The organism is Streptomyces sp. NRRL F-5650 (genome assembly GCF_000721365.1).
In the GTDB taxonomy this organism is placed as follows: Bacteria; Actinomycetota; Actinomycetes; order Streptomycetales; family Streptomycetaceae; genus Streptomyces; species Streptomyces ardesiacus.
The window spans coordinates 67092-88164 of the sequence record NZ_JOGV01000022.1 but is presented as its reverse complement, the minus strand read 5'-3'; the positions used below and the strand labels follow the sequence as shown (position 1 = coordinate 88164).

Annotated in this window: 17 protein-coding genes and 1 tRNA gene; 10 read left to right on the top strand and 8 right to left on the bottom strand. The window is 73.0% G+C overall.

From position 1 onward, the window contains the following. Positions 1-147 precede the first annotated feature (147 nt). The 3 genes from IG88_RS0120675 to IG88_RS0120665 all read right to left on the bottom strand — a co-directional run bounded on the left by IG88_RS0120675 (position 148) and on the right by IG88_RS0120665 (position 4673). Positions 148-1761 carry a hypothetical protein gene (locus tag IG88_RS0120675; protein ID WP_051851987.1) on the bottom strand — a complete coding sequence of 538 codons (1614 nt, stop codon included), beginning with the start codon at positions 1759-1761 and terminating at the stop codon, positions 148-150. A gap of 135 nt (positions 1762-1896) precedes the next feature. Further along, positions 1897-3465 (bottom strand): alpha/beta hydrolase, encoded by a 1569-nt coding sequence (locus IG88_RS0120670; protein WP_031043172.1) that lies wholly within the window; start codon positions 3463-3465, stop codon positions 1897-1899. Further along, entirely contained in the window at positions 3462-4673 is a 1212-nt protein-coding gene (locus IG88_RS0120665) for a serine hydrolase domain-containing protein (RefSeq protein ID WP_031043171.1), read from the bottom strand. Before IG88_RS0120665 ends, IG88_RS0120670 begins: the two co-directional genes overlap by 4 nt. Before the next feature lie 285 nt (positions 4674-4958). On the opposite strand from IG88_RS0120665, the gene IG88_RS0120660 reads away from it, so the two are divergent. Both IG88_RS0120660 and IG88_RS0120655 read left to right on the top strand, forming a co-directional pair. Next, the gene (locus IG88_RS0120660; RefSeq protein ID WP_031043170.1) at positions 4959-5867 is read left to right on the top strand and encodes an ion transporter; all 909 of its coding nucleotides are present in this window, start codon (positions 4959-4961) and stop codon (positions 5865-5867) included. Between the two features lie 165 nt (positions 5868-6032). Next, positions 6033-6731: a Crp/Fnr family transcriptional regulator gene (locus IG88_RS0120655; protein WP_031043169.1), complete on the top strand. Its 699-nt coding sequence runs from the start codon at positions 6033-6035 to the stop codon at positions 6729-6731. A gap of 10 nt (positions 6732-6741) precedes the next feature. Here the strand turns inward: IG88_RS0120655 and IG88_RS0120650 are convergent, their stop codons facing one another. Then, positions 6742-7275, bottom strand: a complete 534-nt coding sequence (locus IG88_RS0120650; RefSeq protein WP_031043167.1) for a Pycsar system effector family protein — start codon at positions 7273-7275, stop codon at positions 6742-6744. A gap of 328 nt (positions 7276-7603) precedes the next feature. Between IG88_RS0120650 and IG88_RS0120645 the strand changes: the two genes are divergently transcribed. The 4 genes from IG88_RS0120645 to IG88_RS0120630 are packed head-to-tail and all read left to right on the top strand — an operon-like array spanning position 7604 to position 13481. Next, positions 7604-8362 carry a hypothetical protein gene (locus IG88_RS0120645; protein WP_031043166.1) on the top strand — a complete coding sequence of 253 codons (759 nt, stop codon included), beginning with the start codon at positions 7604-7606 and terminating at the stop codon, positions 8360-8362. A 28-nt stretch (positions 8363-8390) separates the two neighbouring features. Continuing rightward, the gene (locus IG88_RS0120640; protein WP_031043164.1) at positions 8391-10637 is read left to right on the top strand and encodes a hypothetical protein; all 2247 of its coding nucleotides are present in this window, start codon (positions 8391-8393) and stop codon (positions 10635-10637) included. Between the two features lie 5 nt (positions 10638-10642). After that, on the top strand, positions 10643-12142 hold the full coding sequence (locus tag IG88_RS0120635; protein WP_037836307.1) for a hypothetical protein: 1500 nt from the start codon (positions 10643-10645) through the stop codon (positions 12140-12142). After that, a complete protein-coding gene (locus tag IG88_RS0120630) occupies positions 12132-13481 on the top strand; it encodes a DUF4407 domain-containing protein (RefSeq protein ID WP_031043159.1) in 1350 nt (449 codons plus the stop codon). The genes IG88_RS0120635 and IG88_RS0120630 overlap by 11 nt, the downstream gene beginning before the upstream one ends. A 120-nt stretch (positions 13482-13601) precedes the next feature. On the opposite strand, the gene IG88_RS0120625 is transcribed toward IG88_RS0120630, so the two are convergent. Then, the gene (locus tag IG88_RS0120625; protein WP_031043156.1) at positions 13602-13982 is read right to left on the bottom strand and encodes an ArsR/SmtB family transcription factor; all 381 of its coding nucleotides are present in this window, start codon (positions 13980-13982) and stop codon (positions 13602-13604) included. A 97-nt stretch (positions 13983-14079) separates the two neighbouring features. On the opposite strand from IG88_RS0120625, the gene IG88_RS0120620 reads away from it, so the two are divergent. Further along, complete coding sequence (locus IG88_RS0120620) at positions 14080-15348, top strand: MFS transporter (RefSeq protein ID WP_031043153.1); 1269 nt, start codon at positions 14080-14082, stop codon at positions 15346-15348. A 717-nt stretch (positions 15349-16065) separates the two neighbouring features. After that, positions 16066-16671: a lytic polysaccharide monooxygenase auxiliary activity family 9 protein gene (locus IG88_RS0120615; protein WP_031043151.1), complete on the top strand. Its 606-nt coding sequence runs from the start codon at positions 16066-16068 to the stop codon at positions 16669-16671. Positions 16672-16787: 116 nt separating this feature from the next. Here IG88_RS0120615 and IG88_RS0120610 read toward each other — a convergent pair. Continuing rightward, positions 16788-16858 (bottom strand) — tRNA-Gly (locus IG88_RS0120610). A 523-nt stretch (positions 16859-17381) separates the two neighbouring features. Here IG88_RS0120610 and dcd point away from each other — a divergent pair. Both dcd and IG88_RS0120595 read left to right on the top strand, forming a co-directional pair. Then, a complete protein-coding gene (gene dcd, locus IG88_RS0120600; RefSeq protein WP_030401434.1) occupies positions 17382-17957 on the top strand; it encodes a dCTP deaminase in 576 nt (191 codons plus the stop codon). Between the two features lie 28 nt (positions 17958-17985). Further along, positions 17986-18483: a phosphoribosyltransferase gene (locus IG88_RS0120595; RefSeq protein ID WP_031043129.1), complete on the top strand. Its 498-nt coding sequence runs from the start codon at positions 17986-17988 to the stop codon at positions 18481-18483. A 90-nt stretch (positions 18484-18573) separates the two neighbouring features. Here IG88_RS0120595 and IG88_RS0120590 read toward each other — a convergent pair whose 3' ends face one another. After that, complete coding sequence (locus tag IG88_RS0120590; RefSeq protein ID WP_031043126.1) at positions 18574-19515, bottom strand: Yip1 family protein; 942 nt, start codon at positions 19513-19515, stop codon at positions 18574-18576. A 151-nt stretch (positions 19516-19666) separates the two neighbouring features. Next, a complete protein-coding gene (locus IG88_RS0120585; RefSeq protein WP_051851989.1) occupies positions 19667-20992 on the bottom strand; it encodes an FG-GAP repeat domain-containing protein in 1326 nt (441 codons plus the stop codon). Between the last annotated feature and the right edge of the window lie 81 nt (positions 20993-21073).

Sequence of the window (21073 nt, the reverse complement as noted above, 5' to 3'; positions counted from 1 at the left end):
TTCCTCGCCGCCGGTCCCCGCTCGCGCCGGGAACCACATGACAGGACGGCAGGAACCGGCCGGGGGATCCGCCCGTTACCGATCACGGACAATTCCGGGGGAGTTCGCGGACAACCCGACACGGTGCCGGGCGGTTGTCACGGCCCGTCAGGTCCCGGTGGGCGCCGTCCCGGTGGGCGCGGTCCCGCCGGACGCGGGCCGGGCGGGCGCCGTCTCCGGGGACGCCGTGTCCGCCGACGCCCGCGCCGCGGCCAGCGCGCGCAGGACGCGGGTCAGGTCGGCCGGGGCGGCGGCAAGGCGGACGGGCCGGCCCGCGTCGTCGAGTTCGGCCACGTGCCAGCCGCGGGGTACGGCCTCGCCGTCGCCGCCCCGCAACCGCCGTACGCGCCCCGCGGACAGCCGCCGCACCGGGATCTCCCGCGCCGCGAACCGGCCCGGGCCGGAGTGGGGAACGACCGCGGGCGGGCCGCCGCCGAACACGACGTGGGTGCCGAAGCGGTCGGGGTTGTAGTCGGTGCTCTCCAGGAACCGCGCGGCGAGGAACACGTCCTCACCGGCCCTTCCCTCCTCCGGCGCCGCGGCCGGACGGGGCGTCCGGACCCGGGTGGCACGCCAGGCCAGGACGAGGAGGCCCGCCGTGCCGAGCATCCCCGCCGCCGCCCATGCGAGGGGCCCGGCCGAGGCCGGGAGCCCGAGGGGGTGGAGGTAGCACAGCGGCAGCAGCCACAGCGCCGTGACGGCCAGGACGCCCAGGAACGGCAGCACCGACGGCAGCACCTCGTCGTCGGGAAGCCGTCGCCCGCGCCGGTGCACCAGCACCCGGGCGCCCGGCCAGCCGGCGGCGAGGGCGAGTCCGGCCGCGAGGACGGCCACCGGTCCGGCACCGGAGAAGTACTCCCGCCACACGTGGTGTTCCCCGGCGACCACCCTCACCCGGCCGCGCCACAGGGTGAGTTCGACCCGGTCGCCCGCCCGGAACTCCTGGGCCGCCTGCCGGGTCACCGCGATCCGGTCCACGGGCCGGCCGTCGGCGAAGTACAGTCGGCCGGCCTGCTTCCCCCCGCTCGCCTCGGTCCGCGCGATCACCGCGTCCACGGTGGTCAGGCACTCGCGGCGCTCGGCGGGCGGCGTGCCCGCGGGGCACGGGACGGCCGACGTCCACGCCTCCTTCGTCGCCCCGGTGACCGGCACGAACCACGCGGCCGGCCCCGCGCCCGCGAGCAGCAGCACGCACAGGACCACGGGCACGGCGACCCCGCGCCCGGCGGTGTGCCTGGAGAGGACGACGAGGTGGTCCGACTCCGGTTCCCCGTACCGGCGGTGCAGTGCCCGCAGCGCGTCCAGCGTCGCGTCGAAGTCCGGCCGGTCCTCGGCGGACACGGACAGCGGGAGGGGCAGCCGCCGCGTCCGGCCGTCCCGGGTCAGCACACCGGCGCGGTGGTACTTCTCCCCGTGCCTCCCGTACTGGATGTGCACGCGCAGGTCGGCGACGTCGTGCCACGGAACGCTCCGGCGGCGCCGCAACCGCGAGCCGGTGTGCACGCCGTACGCGTCCGCGCGCACCTCCAGGGTGGCCGTGTGGAGCGCTCCGGCACCCACCAGGGCGGCCAGCAGCCCGCCGGCCACCCACCAGTCCACGAGTGTGCCCGAGTACACCAGGCGTCCCGCGGCCAGGACGGCCCCGGCCGCGCCCGCCCGGGCGACGATCCGCAGGGGGCGGGTGCGGCCGGAGCGGCAGATCACTTCCTCGCCGACGCTCATGGGCGCAGGATGCCACCGGCCGTGCCCCGCCCGCCCGTACGGCACCCGGCAGTGTTCCGGCCCGCGAGGCTGCCGGCAACTGGCCCCTTGTGCGCGACTTGTCCGCCGGCCGGCCGGTCGGCCGGTCCGCCGTCCTCAGCCGGAGGGCCGGTCGCAGGTGACGTCGGTGGCCGGCAGCCGGCCGGTGGCCAGGTAGCTGTTGACCGCCGCGTCGGCACACGCGCTGCCGAAGACGCCGTACACGGCGTGCTGGTCCGCGCCGCGGAGGGTGACCAGGCGCGAGGAGGGCCACGTGCGGCGCAGCGACCGCGCGTTGTCGTAGGTCGTGCGCGGGTCGCCCGTCGCGTTCACCAGCAGGGCCGGGAGGTCGTCGCGGACCGTGGTGGGCCGTTCGCGCGGCGGGTCCCAGAAGGCGCAGGGGCCGATGTTGTTGGTGACGGGACCGAACAGCGGGTACGCCGCGCGGGAGCGCTGGACGTCGCGCCAGTACACCCCGGGGGAGCGCGGCGCCGGGGCGTCCCCGCACAGGATCGCCGTCTGGGCGCTGCCGTACGCGGAGTCGGACCCGGTCAGCACGAACCCGAGCGCGGCGGCCAGCCACGGCGAGGGCGTGACCGTGCGGCCGTCCGCGGCGCGGCGCAGGTCCCGTACGGCCCGGGCGAGATCGGCGTAGGCGGCGTCGTTGTCCTGCGAGAGACCGTTGAGGAGGACCACGGGCAGCAGTTGGTCGTCCACCCGGTACCCGCCGACCCGCAGGGGCGTCCGCCCGGCCGCCGCCTGGATCCGCTCCACGGCCGCGAGCACCCGCCCCGGCGTACGGCCCAGTCCGTAGTCGGCGTCGCGGGCGGCCGCCCAGGCGGCCCAGCCCCGGAGCGCGTGCCGGTTGGCGGGCTCGGCCCCGCGCAGCAGCCGGGGGTTGTAGCGGTCGGCGGTGACGACGCCGTCGAGCACGACCCGGTCGGTGCGGCCGGGGAACATCGTGGCGTACACCTGGCCGAGGTAGGTGCCGTACGAGTACCCGAGGTAGGAGATCCGCCGCTCGCCGAGCGCGGCGCGCACGACGTCCATGTCGCGCGCGGTGTTCCGGGTCGTGACGTACGGCAGGACGTCGCCGGCGGCGGCCCGGCAGCGGTCGGCGAGGTCCTCGGCCACGGTCACCGACCGGTCGAATCCCGCCCGGCCGGACCCCGCGCCGCGTATGAAGGAGCCGGTGGGCCAGTGGCAGTCCAGCGGCGTGCTGCGGCCGACGAAACGGGGGTCGACGCCCACCACGTCGTAGCGCTCACCGACCTGCTTCATCGCCGCGCGCACCCACGGCGGGTCGCCGATGGTCTGGCCGCCGGGGCCACCGCCGTTGAGTAGCAGCGCGCCCACGCGGCGGGCGGTGCCGGTGGCCCGGATCCGGGAGATCGCGACGGTGATGGTGCGGCCGTCCGGTGCGTCGTAGTCCAACGGGACGGTGACGTCGGCGCACTGGGCGCCGGCCTGCTGGAGCTCCTTGCCCATCTCGTCGTCGGGCCCGAGCAGACAGCTCTTCCAGTCGAGGTGCTGCCGGTGGTAGCGGGCGAGGGGGTCGGCGCCGGCCGTCGCGGGGCCGGGCCCGTGCGCCGCCGCGGGCGACGCGGTGAGGGTGAGCGCACCGGCCAGGCACAGGGCGACCCCCGTCGCGGTGCGTGAGGCGAGCCGGTACAGGGAGCCGTTCATGGGTGCGTCCTTTCCGAAGTCCCGTCCCCGCAGAGGGACGTGTCGACGACGTCGAGAAAATCGAGTTCGGCCGGGAGCGTGCCGGGCACCGTGTTCAGGGCGACGGCGACGCTCCGGCCCCCGGGGCCGACCGCGACCAGCGCCCGGTGACCGCCGGGCACCGTGCCGGCGTGCCCCCACCACGCCCCGCCGCAGGACAGCGGCGTCGAGATCAGGCCCAGCCCGTAGCGGCCGCCCGGCCACAACCGGTCGGGGTCGGCCGCCACCGTGCGCCGCATCTCGGCCAGTTGGGCCGGGGGCAGCAGCCGGCCGTCGAGCAGGGCGGTGGCGAACCGCGTCAGGTCGCCCGGCGAGGAGACCAGGGCGCCGCCCGCACCGGCGAAGGTCATGTTCCAGTCGGTGCCGTCGACGCGGTCGCCGTCGGCGCGGGTGAAGTAGCTGCGCGAGTGCGGCCCCCGGACACGGGTGCCGTCACCGGGCCAGTACGTGTCGTGCAGCCCCAGCGGCTTGATGAAACGGCGTTCGATCTCCGCCTCGGCGCTGCGGCCGGTCACCTCGCGGACGAGCAGGCCGAGGACGAGGTAGTTGGTGGTGGCGTAGTGCCAGGTGTCCTGCGGCGGGCGCGGCAGTTCGAGCGCCCGCCCGACGAGGTCGCGCGGTTCGAAGTGCCGGTACCGCAGCCGCTCGGGGTGCGCCCACTCGGGGGCGTCGAGGTAGTCGGGCAGTCCGCTGGTGTGCTGCAGCAACTGCCTCACGGTGATGGGGCGCCCGTCGTGGCCGGGCCCGTCGAGCAGCCCGGGCAGCCGCCGGCCGACGGGCTCGTCCAGCGAGAGCTTGTGCTCGGCGACGAGCCGGAGGACGAGCGCCGCGGTGAACGTCTTGGTCACGCTGCCCACGCGCAGCCGGTCGGTGGCGGTCATCGGGCGTCCGGTGCGCAGGTCCGCCGTCCCCGCGCTCTCGGTCCAGCGCCCGCAGGGCCCGTCGGCGGCGGGGTCGGTCACCAGGACCGCGGCCCCGGTGATGCCGTCGTGGTCGGTGAGGACGCGCAGCGCCCGGCGGGTCTGCTCGCGCCCGCCGCAGTCGTCGCCCGCGGCGGAGCCCGACGCCCGCGCGGCCGCCGCGGGTACACCGGCCAGCACGGTGGCCGTCACCAGTGCCAGGAGCCCGAAACGCCTGCGGGTCCGCGAAGGGGATAAGAAGGTTGGCATGCCACGCCACAGTAGGAGCGCGGGCCCCCGCGGTCGCTACGGCAGGCAGGTGCTCCGGGCCTGAGGCCCACCCGAGCCGAAGGCGGGCACGGTCCCCCTGGACGGCGGCGGCCTCGTGCTGGTACCGGTACGGGTCCGGCGGCGGCCGGTGACCGGACCGTCCCGTCCACCGCTGTCTACAGTGCTGTAGAAAACCTCCTGCGGCGTGATCGCTCACCGCATCGGCCCCTCATCGGCGAGTGGGCGAGCGGTGAGTCGCGCCATGTGAAGGAGGCAGGGCAGCACATGCCCCAGCAGCAGTTCTCCCGTGCCCGAGCGGTCCTGGCCCGTCGTTGCACGGCTGTCGTCCAGGCCCGCTGGTTCGCGGTCACCGTCTTCTCCCTGATCCTCGCCAACGCCGCGCTCCTCGGCGCCGAGACCTACTCCGGGATCGTCGCCGCCTGGCACCACTGGTTACGGCTGGCCGAGCACGTCTGCCTGGCCGCCTTCACCGTGGAGATCGTGCTGCGTCTGGCCGCGCACGCCGATCGTCCCGGAGATTTCTTCAAGGACCCGTGGAACCTCTTCGACCTGGCCGTGGTCCTGTGCGCGTTCCTGCCCGTCGTGCGCGAGAACACCACCGTCCTGCGGCTGCTGCGCCTGGCCCGGGTCCTGCGGACCGCCCGCTTCCTGCCCCAACTGCGCATCGTGCTCGTGGCGGTGGTCCGCAGCCTGCCCGGCACCCTGAGCTTCCTCCTCGTCGGCGCACTGCTGCTGTACGTCTACGCGATGGTGGGCTGGGTCTTCTTCGGCAGCCACGATCCCGAGCACTACGGCTCCATCGGCCGCGCCGTGCTCACCCTCTTCCTCCTGATGACCCTGGACGGCATCGGCGACGCCGTCCACGGCGGCCTGGACATCTCCCGCTGGAGCCTCCTCTACTACGGCTCCTACGTACTCCTCGCCTCCTTCGTCCTCGTCAACGTCCTCATCGGTGTCGTCATCACCTCCCTCGACGAGGCCCGCGCGATGGACGGGGCGGCCACGTCGGAGCCCCGGCCCACCGCGGAACCCGCCGAGCGCTCGCCACTGGCCCACCGCATCGAGGAGGCCCGCCGGGCCCTGGACGAGCTCGAACGCGAACTGGTCCGGACGCCGCCGCCCCCGGCGGACGGCACCCGCCGCCGGATCCCGACCGCGCAGAGACGCGAATGACCCACGGTTTGGACGAGCACCGAAGTGCCCGACCGGTGACGGCTGCCACGCGGGCAAAACCGGACAGGACGACTTGAGGAAGGCGCCGATTGCGTGGACCGGTCGCCGGGGCGGAAGGCAGAGGGCAGGATCTGCGGGTGTCCGTCGAGCCGGGGAGGACCGCTCATGCCGTACAGCTCCGTGGAATGGCCCGCGCGAAGTCTGCTGGGGGTGCTGTCGCCGCAGGCGCGGCAGGATCTGCTGGAACTGGGGGTGCGCAAGCGGTTCGAGGCCGGTGACGTACTGCTGAGCGAGGGTGCGACCGACCGGCACGCCCTGTTGCTGCTCTCCGGCTTCGCCAAGGTGACCGCACGCGTGGAGAACGGCGAGACCTCGCTTCTCGCCGTCCGCGTAGGCGGTGACACCGTCGGCGAAATGGCGGCTGTGGACGGCTCGGCACCGCGCTCGGCGACCGTGACGGCCTGCGGCCCGATGACGACGCGGATCCTCCAGCCCGGCGCGCTGCACGAACTGCTGATGCGGCGGCCGGAGGTGTCCGTGGCCCTGACCGGGATCATCGCCGACCGGCTGCGCTGGGCCAACCGCCGACGCCTGGACTTCCGCGGCTACCCGGCCAAGGTCCGCCTGGCCCGGCTGCTGGTGGAACTGGCGACCGCCTACGGCCGGCCGGCGGACGGTGGAGTGGTCGTCGGCTGCCGCCTGACCCAGCCGGAACTCGCCGCGCTCACCGGCGCCGCCGAGACGACGGTCCACAAGGGACTCAGGGAACTGCGCCTGGGCGGACTGCTGGAGACCGGGTACCGCTCGACGACGATCCGGGACCTCGCCCGGCTCAAGCAGGTGGCGGACCTGCCCCAGGACTGACGCCGGGCCGTCAGGCCAGCAGCGGGCGGGCCGCCACCAGCAGCCCGGCGCTGACGCCCATCGCCGCCGTGCACAGCACCGCCGCCGTCAGGCACCGGTACTTGCGCACGGCCACCCGCGCCAGGAAGCGGATCGTGCTCGACAACTCCAGGCCCAGCGACTCCTGGCGCAGCCGCTTCTCCTCGTCGCCGTGGCCGGCCGGCGGCAGGATGTCCGGCCCGGTCGCGAGGTGGGCGAAGCTGTAGTGGTTGACGCCGCCCGGACGCAGTACCCGGGGCCGCAGGGCCGCGGCCAGGGACGCGACGCCGCCGAGCAGTCCGGACAGGAACAGGAGCAGCAGACTTCCGGTCACTACGCCCCGTACACCGCCGCTCTGCGCGATGTGCAGGGCCTGTCCGCTCCAGGAGCCCGCGGTGCCGACCAGCGCGGCCTGTGCGGCGGCCAGGATCCCGGCCTTGGTGTCGGCGTGCTGGTGCGTGGCCTGCAGGGCGCCGAACATGTACTGCTCAGGACGGTGCTCCGGGTCGGTACCGGTGGGCGGCATACGCGTTCCTCCTGCGGTCAGGCGATCCGGCCGGGACACCAGTAAGCACCGGTCCGTGCGACGGGATCCCTCATTTGTGCGGGATCCCGCACTGACCGGTAATCGACCTCGCCGCAGGAGTACCGGCCCGTAACTCCCGGCAGCCGCAGTATGTTTCCGCCCCCTCCCGCATCCCGTACTTCGACGGGGTCTGACCGTTCGTGCGGCGTGTACGACTGGCGTGCCGGCGTCCGCGGTGTCGGGGGAGCGGACGCCGGTGTGTCCAGCGCGTGCCCTGGACGCACGGTCACGGAGCGGGACTCCAAGGAAACGAGCGGAGAGTTCGATCATGGGAACGTTCGGTCGCAGACTGTTGCTGGCGGTCGATGCCAAGGGGTACGGCGGCGTCGACGTACTGACGCAACGCCAGTTCCAGGAGGCGATCCCGCGGCTGCTCGCCGAGGCCGCCGACACGGCCGGCCTCGACCGGGAGCGCTGGGACACGCAGGTGGGCGGCGACTCGGTGCTCGCGGTCCTGCCGGACGGGTCCTCCGAACCCGCCCTCGTCGACCCGTTCATGCGCCGGCTCGACGCCGGCCTGCGGGCCTTCAACCACGGCCGGCTTCCGGAGGCGTGGCTCCGGCTCAGGGCCGCCGTGCACTTCGGCACGGCGTCGTCGGCGCCGAACGGTTTCGTGGGCCGGGCACCCGTCGAGATCGGACGGATCCTGGACAGCGCGGTGCTGCGGTCGGCCCTGGCCGCGGTCCCGGACGCCTGTCTGGCGGTCGCCGTCTCCGCGACCGTCTTCAACGACGTGGTGCGCGAGGCGTACACGACCTTCCGGGCGCGGGAGTTCCACGAGGTGCGGGTCGCCGAGAAGGAGTACACGGGGCGGGCGTGGATCTGGGTGCCGGGGGCGGACCCGCGGGAGCTGGTTCCGGACGGCGGCTCCACGGGTGACGCAGACGGCGTCCGCGCCGGCGGCGGGGGTGGTGAAGCCGACGGCGCACGCCCCGTGAATGCGCCAACTGCCCCAGGACAGACGGCAGTTACCGTCAATCACGGAACTATTCACGCCGAGCGCGTCGTCTTCGGGATCCACAACTGAATCCGACGGAACCGAGTGACGGCTGAGGATGGACGAGCAAGAGAGCGAACAGGCCGGCCAGGCCGGCACCCGGCCCGCCGGTACGGCCCCGGAAACGTCCGGTCCGGCGCACACGGCGACGCCCGGGCCCGTCGGCCCCACGGCCGCAGCCGACGGCGAGAGCGGCCCGCAGGAACCCCGGGAACCGCAGGACTCCGGGGAGTCCGCACAGCCCGGGGAGGCCGGCGCGGCCGCCGCCCCGGACGGCGAGGACACAGGTGACGCCGTGGGGCGGAAGAAGGCCGGAGAGGAAGCCCGGGCCTCCGCGGGCCAGGTGCACCACAACAACGTCAACCAGTACTTCCTCGGCGCCCTGGACGCCCCGGAGATCCACTTCGGCATCGGTGTCGCCGACTCCGCCAACGCCCGCCGCCGTGCCGTCGGGCGGCTCGATGCCGGTGAGGCGGACGCCGTGCTCGCCTCGTACGTCGAGCCCGCCTGCTTCGAGGAGGCCGTGACGGCTCTCCAGCGGGACGGGGTGGTCGTCCTGGTCGGTCCACCCGGCACGGGCAAGCGCGCGGCGGCGGTGGCGCTGGTCGCCACCGCCGCCGGGGGCAGCGAGTACGTGGTGCTCTCGCCGGGCCGCAGCCTGGAGGAACTCGCCAACGGGCGCGTGGAGTTCACGAAGGGCGTCGGCTACGTGCTGCTCGACCGGATGCACGAGAAGCCGTCCGGAAGCGCGGACTTCGACTGGCGGCGCGTACGGGACACCGTGCGTGAGCACGGGGCGCACCTGGTGGTGACGACCGTGCACGAGGTGCAGGGGCGGCCCCCCGAGTCCGTACGGCATGTGCCCTGGCAGATACCGGACCTGGCGGCCGTGCTGCGGGTGCGGCTCACGCGCGCGCGGTGCGCCCCGGAAACCGTCGAGCGCTCCGTGGAGCTGATCCCCGCCGGATGCCGCATCGCGGAAGTCGTCGCGGCAGCCGACCGGATCGGCCGGGGCGACGAGCCCGACGTGGTGTGGAGGGAGTGCGGCAGCGGCGCGGCGGCACCCGTGCGCGACTGGTTCGCCGAGGACCGCTCGCCGCAGGAGTGGGCCGAGGTCACGACGCTCGCCTTCGTCACCGGTGCCGGCTACCGCGACTTCGAGACCTGCCAGCAGTGGCTGGAGCAATGGGTGGCCCCCGCGTTCCCGGAGCCGGTGGACGAGGCGGCGGCGGCCGAGGCCGCCCGGCGCGCCGCCGACCGGCGCCTGTCGCTGACCCGCAACAGTCTCGTCGCCGTCGAGGAGCGCAAGAGCGGCGCGCTCACCCGTACCGCGCTGGTCTTCCCGCACCCGCAGTACCGGCAGTGGGTGCTGCGGGAACTGTGGGCCACACGCTCGACGGCGTACTGGAACGGCGTCCGGGACTGGCTGACCGAGTTGCTGCGCAGCGGCCGGGCCGGCCTGGAGATGCAGTTGTCCGTCGCCCAGGGGCTGGCGCTGCTCACCCCGTCCGCCTTCGACGAGGTCGCCGAGAACTATCTGCACCCCTGGGCGTCCGGCGTCGCGGGCTCCGCCGGGCGGTCCACCGCCACGCTGGTGCTGCAGTGCATGTGCCTCGACGAGAGCCTCGCCGCCGTGGCGCTCACCGTGGCCCGCGGCTGGGCGCGCTCGTACGATCCGCAGCTCCGGTCGACGGCGGTCGCCGCGTTCAGCGGTGCCCTCGGCGTGCGCTTCCCCACGGACGCCGTACACACGCTGCTGCGGCTGGCCGGCCGGCACGGCGGCCGGGGCGCGGAGGCGGCGTTCGCGCTGGCCGGGCTCGTCGCCGTACTCGCGGAGTGCCGGCAGGACACCGGCGCGGTGTTCCGGCCGCTCGCCTACCGGCTGCGCGCCCTGCGCGACACGCTGGCCGGTCACCTCAAGGACGGCATCCTCGACACCACGCTGACCGTCCTGCGGGCGCGGGACGCGCGTACAGGCCGCCCGGTCTGCGCCGACGTACTGGTCCACCACCCCGAACAGACCGAGAAAATCGGCGAGTTGTGGGCGGGCGTACTGGGCAACCTGCCGCGCCGGGCCCGCGCCCTGCAGGGGGTGCGGGCCACCCTGCGGGCACTGTCCGCCGTGTCCGAGGACCCCGAGCGGGTCGCCGCCGACTTCGGCGCGGCCGTCGGGGCCGCCCTGCGCCCGGAGGAACGCCCGGCGTTGCGGGCCGTCCTGGAACCGGCCGGGAACCGCGCCGACGCAGCCGCTCCGGCTCACTTGACCGACACCTTCCTTGACGCCGTACTGAGCACGGAGGACTGACAGGTATGGCAGAGAACTACCCGCTCGTCGAGCAGCGCGAGTACGGACGTGCCGCCAGGCGCGGCGGCCTTCTGAGCCGGCGCGTGATGCGGGACGAGGACGAACTGCCCCGGGTCGCCGCGCACCAGGTGCGGGTCTTCCGGGTCGGCGAGCAATACGTCGAGGACCACGGGCAACTGCGGTCCGACGACCCCACGGTGGTCGCGGCCAGCTCGGTCACGGTCGTCGACCGGCGGGTCGAGGTGCCCGTCGAGGTGGAGACCCGCATCCCGTCCGCCGAGGCCGGCGACTTCACCGTACGGACCACCTTCTACTGCACCGTCACCGACCCGTGCGCGGTCGTGCGCGACGGGGTCACGGACGTGGAGGCGCTGCTCCTGGCCCATCTGCGGGCGGTGCCCGGATTCGTCGAGGAGGGCAGCGACCGGCCGATCGTCGACTCGCTCGCCGTCCGCGACCGCATCGACGCCCGGCTGACCGCCTACCACGAGATGCGTCCGGCGGTGCTGTCCGGGCTGCGCGCCCGGCACGGAGTGGTCGAGGTCCTCACGCCGACGGAGCTGGCCGACGCCCTCGCCAAGGAGGACGAGGACCGCCGCAAGCTGGAATGGACACGGGAGCGGGAGGAGCGGGAGCAGGAGGCGGCGCTGCGCCGGGCCCTGCTGGAGACCGAGCTGGAGATCAGGCGCGAGGAGCTGCGGAACACCACCGCCCTGCGCAAGGAACACCACCGGCAGGAGGAGGAGACGCTGCGCAGCCGCTACGAGCGCGAAGCCGGCGCCGAACAGCAGCAGTACGAACTCGCCCAGCAGGCCCAGCGCAACCGCTTCACACGCGCCGAACTCGGGGAGGACTTCGCGCTGATCGGCGCCGACCCGAGCGCCGCCGACTTCCTGGCCTGGCGCAACGGCGACATCACCGCCGACGAACTCGCCAAACGGCTGGACAGCCGCAAGCAGACCGACCGCGAGGCCGACCTCCAGCGGCGGTCCTTCGACCGGGAGGACGAACGCTGGAACCTGGAGCGCGAGGACCGGCGGTACGAGCTGAACCGCGCCGAGAAACGCGAGGACGCGGCGGACCGGCGTCGCGAGGAGACCCGCCGCTGGGACCTGGAGCACGAGGACGCGCTGCGCCGTCGCCAGGAGGAACGCGCCGACGCCGAGCGGCTCCAGAGCCACGAGCGGGAGTGGGCCAAGGACGTACTCGACGTGAAGGCCCAGCTCAGCAGGCAGGCCATCGAACGGGGCCTGTTCGACAGCGTGACGCGCGACGCGGGCGAGTTCATCAACGGCGTGGGCGACGTGCCGTACAAGCAGAGCGCCGACGGGCGTGGGATGACGCAGGGGGACGCGAAGGGTGAGCTGGAGGGCGCCGCCAAGGTGCCCGAGCGGGGTGACCGGCCGGACCGGGGCCGCGGCGACCCGGACATCGACATCGACTACGACGACGACGGCGACCTCGACCTCGGGGGCACCGACTCGGAGGCGAGCCTTGGCCACTGACACCCCGCTGCGCCCGTCCGACAGCACGCGGACCGACTACGACGACCGCGGCTCCGTCCGCCCGCTCCCGCCGGCCACCGGCCCGGCCGCCCGGCTGCGCGGCCTGATCGGCATCCGGGAGGAGCTGCTCGCGTGGGTGCCCGAGGAGCGCACCCGCTACACCTGGTACGGCGCGATCGTCCTGAACACGGCCGTGGTCGGCGCCCTCTCCATGGCCCTCGCGCTCGGCAGCTTCCGCTCGGACCTGCCGCTTCTCGCCGTGTTCGCGGTGGCGGCGGTCTGGTTCTGGGTGGTCCTGGTGATGGACAGCTGGCTGGTCTCCAGCACCCACGGCACGGCGGTCAAGAAGTGGTCGCTCGGCCTGCGCCTGCTGCTTTCCGTGCTGCTGGGCCTGTTCATCGCGGAGCCGATCCTGTTCCAGATCTTCGACAAGGAGATCCGCCAGGAGATCGCCGTCGGCAACGACCAGAAGGTCGCCGGCTACCGGGGCATGCTGGTCGCCTGCAACCCGACGGACGGCGCCTCCACGGCGGACCGCCCGGAGTGCCGCCGCTACCAGCTCAAGGTGGCCGGCTCGCCGGCGGAACTGGCCGAGCAGACAGCGAGCAACGAGTCCCGGACCAAGACCCTCGAGGCGCAGGTGGCGTCGGTCAACAAGACGCTCAGGGAGAAGATGGCGACCGAGCAGGAGCTGTGCGGCCGGGACAACTGGATCTGGCGGGGCGGGGTCAGGGACGTCACCATCACCTGCGAACGGGCCCGCGCGGACTCCTCGACGTACCGCGGGAACAGCAGGATCGGCACGTACGAGAAGCAGCTCGCGGAGCTGCGGGCCGAGGGCCGGCGCCTCGCGGAGAAGAAGAGCAAGGCCGCGGAGACCTACCAGCCGCTGCTCCAGCGGGCCATCGACACCAAGACGCGGGAACGCGCGGCCGACCTGGACACGGGCGGCATCCTGACCCGGGCGCACGGCCTGAAGGAGGTGGCCGGCTCGGACGGCTTCGCGCTGTTCCTGACGATCGTCCTGCACCTGCTGCTCCTGGGCTTCGACGCCCTGCCGGTCCTGGCCAAGTTCATGAGCGGCAGCACGACGTACGACACCCTCCTCGGCGCCAGCTTCGAGGCCGGCCGCCGCCTGCACGCCGAGGAGCTCCAGGTACGGCACGAGTGCGCGCGGATGGAGCAGGAGGTGCAGCGCCACCGGGTCGAGCTGGACACCGGTGACCGCACGCGGGCCCTGGAACACCGGTACCGCACGGCCCAGGCGGAACGCGCGGCCCGGGAGCGCGCGGAGCTGGACGCCAGAACGGAACGCCTGCTGCGCACGCGGCGAGCCTGAGCCCGGCGCCCTGCGCGTTCGGCGGGTGGTCGAAGTCGCGCCGGGGGAGCGCACGGAAGCTCGTTCCACGCGGCCAGGCCGATGGCCGCTGCGGACGTCTCGCCCCGATGTGCCGTCAGTTCACGGCGTGTCCGGTGTCCAGGCCGCCACCAGGGCCAGGAGTCCCGGAAAGCGGGCGTTGAGGTCGGCGACGCGGACGTGGCTGCGGCGCTCCAGTCCGTACTGGCGTTGGCGGGTGATGCCGGCTTCGCGCAGGGCCTTGAAGTGGTGGGTGAGGGAGGACTTGGGGCGGTCGAGGCCGAACCAGCCGCAGGAGTGGTCGAACGCCTCGGACTCCAGAAGGAGCTTGCGCACGATCCGCAGTCGCAGTGGATCGCTCAACGCCGCCAGAACCGTCTCCAGGCGCAAGTCCTCGACCGCCGGCTCGGGCAGCGGTTCCGGTAGCCCCTCGGGTTCCGGCAGCTCCTTGACGACCGGCACCTCTTGAGCCGTGGACGACATGGGTGGCTCCCTAAACCGTGAATCTCATGTACGAGTTCAATCGTACTGCATGCTAAGTTCGAATGAAGTCGTACTGAGCTTGCCGAAGGGAGCACCCATGTCGGAGAGTCGGACCGTGTCCCCCGATGCGGTGGACGAGAGGCAACGCCCCGCGAGCCCCGCGCAGCCGGAGCGGCCCGCGGCAGGCACGCCCACCTGGTGGGTGTGGCTGGCGGCGTGGCCGGTCACCGCCGTCTTCGTCCTGTCCAACGCGGCGACGCCGCTGTACATGTTGTGGCAGCGCGACATCGGTTTCTCCAAGGGCACCTTGACCGTCGTCTTCGCGTTCTACATCGTCGGGCTGCTCGGCTCGCTGCTCGTCTCGGGTGTCGTCTCCGACCGGCTGGGACGCAAACCGGTGCTGTTGCCCGCCCTCGCCCTCGCCCTGGCCGCCTGCGTGATCTTCGCGACGGCCACGACGGTGGCCGCGCTGATCGTCGCCCGTCTGTTCACGGGGATCGCCGTCGGCACCGTCGTCTCCGCGGGCATGGCCGCCGTGACGGACGTGGCGGGCCCCGAGCGCAAGCGGCTGGCCGCGCTGCTTGCCTCGTGCGCGATGGTCTTCGGGGCCGGCCTGGGGCCGCTGCTCGCCGGCCTGCTGTCCGAGACGCTTCCGGCGCCCACCGTCACCGTCTTCGTCGTCGAGGCGATCCTGCTGGCCACGGCGGTCCTCACCGTCCTTCGCATGCCCGTACGCCGTCCCGCCGTGCCCGGGAAGGGCGCCTGGGTGCGTGTGCCCGGCGTACCGCACGGCAACGGCATCCACCTCGCCCTGGGCATCGCGGTGTTCGCCCCCGGCATCACCGCCACGTCCTTCGTGCTGTCGCTCGGTCCCACGCTGCTGACCGAACTGCTCGGCACCGCCAGCGGGATCCTCTCCGGAGCCGTGGCGTTCGCCATGTTCCTCGCCGCCACCGGCGTCCAGTTCGCCGTGCAGAAGCTGCGCCGGCGCACCATCCTGACCGCCGGTGCGATCAGTACGACCGTCAGCATGGCCGCGCTGGTCGCCGCCGTACACGCCTCGTCGGTCCCCCTGCTCGTCGCCTCCGCACTGCTGGCCGGGGCCGGCCAGGGCATGGGACAGCTCGGCGGCCTCTCGTTGCTCAACTCCACCGTCCCGGCGCAGCGGCTCGCCGAGGCCAACGCCGCGCTGAACGTGGGCGGTTACATCCCTGCGGGCCTGCTCCCGGTCTCCACGGGCTACCTCATGGACGCCGTGGGACTGCCCACGGGGGCGACTCTCTTCGGCACCGTCCTGATGGGCCTGGCCGTCATCGGCGGACTCGTGGTGCTCGCCGGTCACCGCCGGGTGCCAGAGCCCGCGTGACCGTCCGGCCACGTCGGCGGTCGTGGGCGGACCCGACCTCTTCTTCTTCGCCCCCGCCGAGCCGCGCGCCCACCCTGCCGGCCCCAAGCCGACACCAAGATCATCCCTGACGCGGGACACGACCCGGCACTGCAGCGCAACGCCGCCGCCACCTCGGCCGCCATCAAGGAATGGCTGGCCAGGTGGTACGGCACCCGGTCACCGGCCTGGCCAACAAGAAACGCAGACGCCGTGCGCTGTACCAGTCGTGCGCGTCGGGTCGCGCCGCGTGACCCGCGCTCGTCCGCCCGTACGGGCACTCCGGGGCCTGCCGGGAACCGGGCGGACCCGGTCGTGGAGGCAGGCGCTCTCCTGCTGGTCCGGATCTACGAGGCCGCGCATCGACGCGGCCTCTTGGCGGAACGAGGCTCCTCCGGATGAGAGGGCGGGCCCTTTCGGTCGGGCACGTCCCGGTGCCGCCGTGGCAGGTTCACAGCGGTTCACAGCTGACGTCTCGCTCGGCGAAGGTGAGTTGAAAGGCCCGGCGATTCCCGGCTCGTTGCCCGCCGCTGTGATCAACTTTGTGCGTTTCGTTGACATTTCACCCGGAGGTCCTACCGTTGGGAGCGCTCCCATAACAGCCTTGCAACTGGAAGGAGTTCCCCCCACATGCGCACACAGAGTCCGTTAACCGGGCGTTCGCGCTCGCCCCTCCGTCGCCCTCTCCAGGCGCTCGTCATGCTGTTCGCCCTGGTGGCCGGCGCACTGACCTGGTCGGCCCCCGCCCAGGCTCACGGCACCATCGTCGACCCCGCCTCCCGGGCGTACCAGTGCTGGAAGACGTGGGGCAGCAACCACACGGACCCGGCCATGCAGACCGAAGATCCCATGTGCTGGCAGGCCTTCCAGGCCAACCCCGACACCATGTGGAACTGGATGAGCGCGCTCCGCGACGGCCTCGGTGGCCAGTTCCAGGCGCAGACCCCCGACGGGACGCTCTGCAGCAACAACCTCTCGAGGAACGCCAGCCTGGACAAGCCCGGGCAGTGGAAGGCCACCACCGTCGGCAACAACTTCTCGGTCCACCTGTACGACCAGGCGTCCCACGGTGCCGACTACTTCAAGGTCTACGTGAGCAAGCAGGGCTTCGACCCCAAGACCCAGACACTGGGCTGGGGCAACCTCGACTTCATCACGCAGACCGGCCGTTTCGCCCCGGCGCAGGACATCACGTTCCCCGTCCAGACCTCCGGCTACACCGGACACCACATCATGTTCGTGATCTGGCAGGCCTCGCACCTCGACCAGGCCTACATGTGGTGCAGCGACGTGAACTTCGGCTGAGCCGGGCAGCGCCGCACAAGGTACCGGCCTGACTGTCGAGCGCACGACGCGCGAAGGACGACAACAGGCAGTGGCAAAACACAAACCCCAGGTCGCTGACCTGGGGTTTCGTGTAGAGCGGGTGACGAGAATCGAACTCGCGCTCTCAGCTTGGGAAGCTGATGTTCTACCATTAAACTACACCCGCGAAAGACGCCGACCGCGGCCGGTGTCTGGACGCTCGCTCACTCTACCCCATGCCCGGCCCCCGGTGTTCGCACCGTGGGGCCGGCGGTCGTTCCGGGGTGTGGATGCGGCTGCGGCGGGCGGGGGTTGGGGCGTACCGTGGGGCCGCCGGTGAGGGTGCGTGGGAGGGCGGAGTGCCGCCTGGAGAGTCGTCTCTTTGATCCCGTACTGTGGCTTTTGTCGTCAGGGTAGTAAGCCAGACGCGGCTCTTGGGGAAGGGACTTGAAGGACTTGATGGAGCGCACCGTCGTCCGCTGTGCCGATGGGCACGTGTTCACCGCCACCTCGTTCCCGATGCAGCAGGCCGAGCGACTCGGCCCCGGCCGGCTCGTCCGATGTCCGCGGTGTGCGCGGCTGCGGAGTGCCGTGCCCGTGGGTGCGCAGAAGCGGTAGCGCGGGAGCGGCAGCACACACGCAGAGCGGGTCCTGGCGCGCGGCGCGGCGGCGGTTGTCGCTGTTCCGCGCGCCTTGCGTATCCTCGGTGCGTGCTTCTCTCAGACAAGGACATCCGGGCCGAGATCGACTCCGGTCGGGTGCGGATCGATCCGTTCGACGACTCCATGGTGCAGCCGTCGAGCATCGACGTGCGCCTCGACCGCTATTTCCGGGTGTTCGAGAATCACCGGTACCCGCACATCGACCCCTCCGTCGAGCAGGTGGATCTGACCCGGCTCGTGGAGCCGGAGGGCGACGAGCCGTTCATCCTGCACCCCGGGGAGTTCGTGCTGGCCAGTACGTACGAGGTGATCACCCTCCCCGACGATCTGGCGTCGCGGCTCGAGGGCAAGAGCTCGCTCGGGCGGCTCGGGCTCGTCACGCACTCCACCGCCGGGTTCATCGACCCGGGCTTCTCCGGGCACGTGACGCTGGAGCTGAGCAATCTCGCGACGCTGCCCATCAAGCTGTGGCCGGGTATGAAGATCGGGCAGCTCTGCATGTTCCGGCTCACCTCGCCGGCCGAGCACCCGTACGGCAGCGAGCGTTACGGGTCCCGTTACCAGGGCCAGCGGGGGCCGACCGCCTCCCGGTCCTACCTCAACTTCCATCGGACCCAGGTATGAGCGGCAAGATCGCAGGCGGGACGCGCGCATGAGTGATGTTCGGGAGAATCTGACCTACGAGCAGTTCGGCGTCGCCGTGCGCGAGCTGGCGCAGGCCGTCGCGGACGACGGGTACGAGCCGGACATAGTGCTCTCCATCGCCCGCGGCGGAGTCTTCGTCGCCGGCGGGCTGGCGTACGCGCTGGACTGCAAGAACATCCACCTCGTGAACGTGGAGTTCTACACCGGGGTCGGGACCACCCTCGACATGCCCGTCATGCTCGCGCCGGTCCCGAACGTCATCGACTTCTCCGACAAGAAGGTCCTCATCACCGACGACGTCGCCGACACCGGCAAGACGCTCAAGCTGGTGCGGGACTTCTGCCTCGACACGGTCGCCGAGGTCCGCAGCGCGGTGATCTACGAGAAGTCGCACTCCCTCGTCCAGTGCGAGTACGTGTGGAAGCGGACCGACGAGTGGATCAACTTCCCGTGGTCCGTGCTGCCTCCCGTCGTGCGGCGGGACGGGCAGGTGCTCGACGCCTGACCCGCGAGGCGGCCCGGCGTACGGAAGGAAGGGCCCCGGTGTGTGCGTCACACACCGGGGCCCTTCCGTACGCCTGCGGCCGGCGGCCCGCTAGAACGTGCCGAGCTTCACGATCGACAGCAGGGCGATCAGCTGGATCGCGGACGCGCCGAGCGCCTTCGGCCAGGGCAGGTCGTGGGAGCGGCTGACCATCAGGGTCAGCAGGGCCCCGGCCGCGACCCAGGTGGCCCAGCCGAGGATCTGGACGAAGGGCGCGTCACCGCCCGCGAACATCGCCACGACCAGGCGCGGGGCGTCCGTGAGGGACATGATCAGCATGGAGAGGCCGACCGTGGGCTGCCAGGCGCCGTCGCCGCCGAGCTGGCGGGCCAGGGTGTGGGTGACCACGCCCAGGACGAAGGCGCTCAGCACCATCGCCACCGCCGTGGTCAGGACGATCGGGATGGCGTTGGAGAGGGTGGCGTTGATCGCGTCCTCGCGGGCGCCGTCGAAGCCGAAGACCGCCAGCAGGCCGTAGAGGAACGTCACGACGAGTGCCGGGACCCACATCGCGTAGTCCCGCATCTGGAGGAAGGTCTGGTTGGGCGCGAGGATCACGCCCTTCAGGAGGTCCTTCCAGTGCAGGCGGGGGCCGACCGGGCCGGGGGCCGGGGCGGAACCGGCGCGGTAGGTGTCGCCCTGGTTGTAGGGGTCGTCGACCGTGAACGCCTGGGTGTGGCCCGGGTTGTTGGCCGCGTACGGGTCGTACGGGGCCTGCTGGGGGTGCCCGCCGTGGCCTCCGGGGCCGTAACCGCCGTCACCGAAGTACTCCGGCTCCCCGTGTCCGCCGCCGTGGCCGCCGCCGGGTGCCTGGGGCCACGGGGAGCCGCCGGGGGCGCCACCCCCGTACGGAGGCTGCGGGTACGGCTGCCGAGGCGTCGCCGGACCGCCGTACGACGGTCCCTGGGGCGCCTGCTGTCCGTACGGCGGGCGTTGTGGTTGCGCGTGTGGAGCGCCGTTGTCCCGGCCGCGTCCGATCCTGAATCCAGCCACGCCTTCGAACGTACCTGGTCCCGGAGAGTGACGTGCGGGGTCCGGCCGTTCGGGGGACCTTTGCGGCCGAGCTGTGACATCCCCTACGGGTGCTCCCCGAGGCCTCCCCGAGGCGGACCGGCGGGGAACCGCCCGGCTCCCGGCCGGCCCCCTACGGGGTCAGGAACTGCGCCGTCGAGAAGGTGACCGAGGGCTCCGCGGTCACCAGGTCCTTCGCCGAGCCCCGGTGGACCTCGACGGTGTCCCGGGTGTCGCCCCGGTGGGTGCGCAGCACGAGGTCGGCGAGGCCGTCGCCGTCGAAGTCGGCGGCCGCCAGCACCCGCGTCGTGCCCGGCGCCGCCGGCCGGACCGCGACAGCGCCCCGGGTCGTGGGGCCCGCCCCGCGACCGGGGTACACCCGTACTCCGGAGCCGCTGGAGACCAGCTCGCCCAGGCCGTCGCCGTCGAGGTCGGCGGCGTCGAGCGTCGAACCCGGGGCGCGGAGGGTGCCCCGGGCGGCGGTGGGCAGGTCGTAGCGCAGCGCCGTGGCGTCCGGGGTGCCCACGGCCGCGTCCAGCGCCTCGCCCCTGCCGAAGGCCCCCAGGGCGACGTCGACGCCGGCGGGGAGGGCGGCCCCGGTGCGGGTCGGGCCGTCGGGGCCGCCCAGGACGACGAACGCCTTGCCGGGGCCCGCCGAGGCGCGGACGACCAGGTCGTCGTACCCGTCGCGGTTCACGTCGGCGGCGGGGCCGGTCGGTGCTTCGCCGGGGGACCGGACGGGCGCGTCGGCCCGCTGCGGGGCGCCCTTGCGGGTGAAGGGGCCGCGCAGGTGGCTGAGGCGGCCGGCGGAGGCGTGGAGGACCAGGTCCGCGGCGCCGTCGCCGTCGAAGTCGCCGCACACGGGACGCTCCGGCCAGTCGTTGCCGTAGCGGGCCTTGTCGGGGACGACGAGCGGGACCGCGCGGCCGGCCGGGCCCGACGGGGAGCCGAAGAGGATCTGGAGGGGGACCGGGGGACGGCCCTGGCCGTCGTAGGGCGGGTCGGTGGTGACGACCAGGTCGGTGAAGCCGTCGCCGTCGAGGTCGCAGCTCGCCTCCGCCTCGAAGACGGCGGGCGTCCGGCCGCCCACCGGCGCCGCGTACTTCTCCGGGGTGAGCAACTGCCGGGCTCCCGGCACCAGTCCGCGGGACGAGCCGTAGACGATGCCGATGCCCGCGTCGTCGGCGTGGCTCTCCGCCTTGACCAGGTCGTCGAGGACGAGGTCGCGGTGGCCGTCGCCGTTGAAGTCGTCCGGGACCTCGCTGCCCGTGCCGCGCGGGACGGGCAGTGGGGCGGGGGCCCCGGCGGCGCGCACGGGGGTGGGGGCGGCGTCCTTGGCCGCGTGGGCCGGGCCGTGGCCGCAGGCCGTGAGCAGCAGCAGGCAGCCGACGGCGGCCGTGCCGGCCAGGGTGGTGTTTCTGGCGCTTTTCGTGCTTCTGGTGCTTTTTCGCGGGGGCACCTTCACCTCGTCCGTATCGACCCGTATCACCGGCACCGGTGACAACGACCGGGCAATGATGCACGTGTTCGAGATGCGACG

Bases quoted from the DNA above. Each gene is read 5' to 3' on its own strand.
- IG88_RS0120675 (WP_051851987.1), bottom strand. From the start codon at position 1,761: ATGAGCGTCGGCGAGGAAGTGATCTGCCGCTCCGGCCGCACCCGCCCC.
- IG88_RS0120670 (WP_031043172.1), bottom strand. From the start codon at position 3,465: ATGAACGGCTCCCTGTACCGGCTCGCCTCACGCACCGCGACGGGGGTC.
- IG88_RS0120665 (WP_031043171.1), bottom strand. From the start codon at position 4,673: ATGCCAACCTTCTTATCCCCTTCGCGGACCCGCAGGCGTTTCGGGCTC.
- IG88_RS0120660 (WP_031043170.1), top strand. From the start codon at position 4,959: ATGCCCCAGCAGCAGTTCTCCCGTGCCCGAGCGGTCCTGGCCCGTCGT.
- IG88_RS0120655 (WP_031043169.1), top strand. From the start codon at position 6,033: ATGCCGTACAGCTCCGTGGAATGGCCCGCGCGAAGTCTGCTGGGGGTG.
- IG88_RS0120650 (WP_031043167.1), bottom strand. From the start codon at position 7,275: ATGCCGCCCACCGGTACCGACCCGGAGCACCGTCCTGAGCAGTACATG.
- IG88_RS0120645 (WP_031043166.1), top strand. From the start codon at position 7,604: ATGGGAACGTTCGGTCGCAGACTGTTGCTGGCGGTCGATGCCAAGGGG.
- IG88_RS0120640 (WP_031043164.1), top strand. From the start codon at position 8,391: ATGGACGAGCAAGAGAGCGAACAGGCCGGCCAGGCCGGCACCCGGCCC.
- IG88_RS0120635 (WP_037836307.1), top strand. From the start codon at position 10,643: ATGGCAGAGAACTACCCGCTCGTCGAGCAGCGCGAGTACGGACGTGCC.
- IG88_RS0120625 (WP_031043156.1), bottom strand. From the start codon at position 13,982: ATGTCGTCCACGGCTCAAGAGGTGCCGGTCGTCAAGGAGCTGCCGGAA.
- IG88_RS0120620 (WP_031043153.1), top strand. From the start codon at position 14,080: ATGTCGGAGAGTCGGACCGTGTCCCCCGATGCGGTGGACGAGAGGCAA.
- IG88_RS0120615 (WP_031043151.1), top strand. From the start codon at position 16,066: ATGCTGTTCGCCCTGGTGGCCGGCGCACTGACCTGGTCGGCCCCCGCC.
- IG88_RS0120595 (WP_031043129.1), top strand. From the start codon at position 17,986: ATGAGTGATGTTCGGGAGAATCTGACCTACGAGCAGTTCGGCGTCGCC.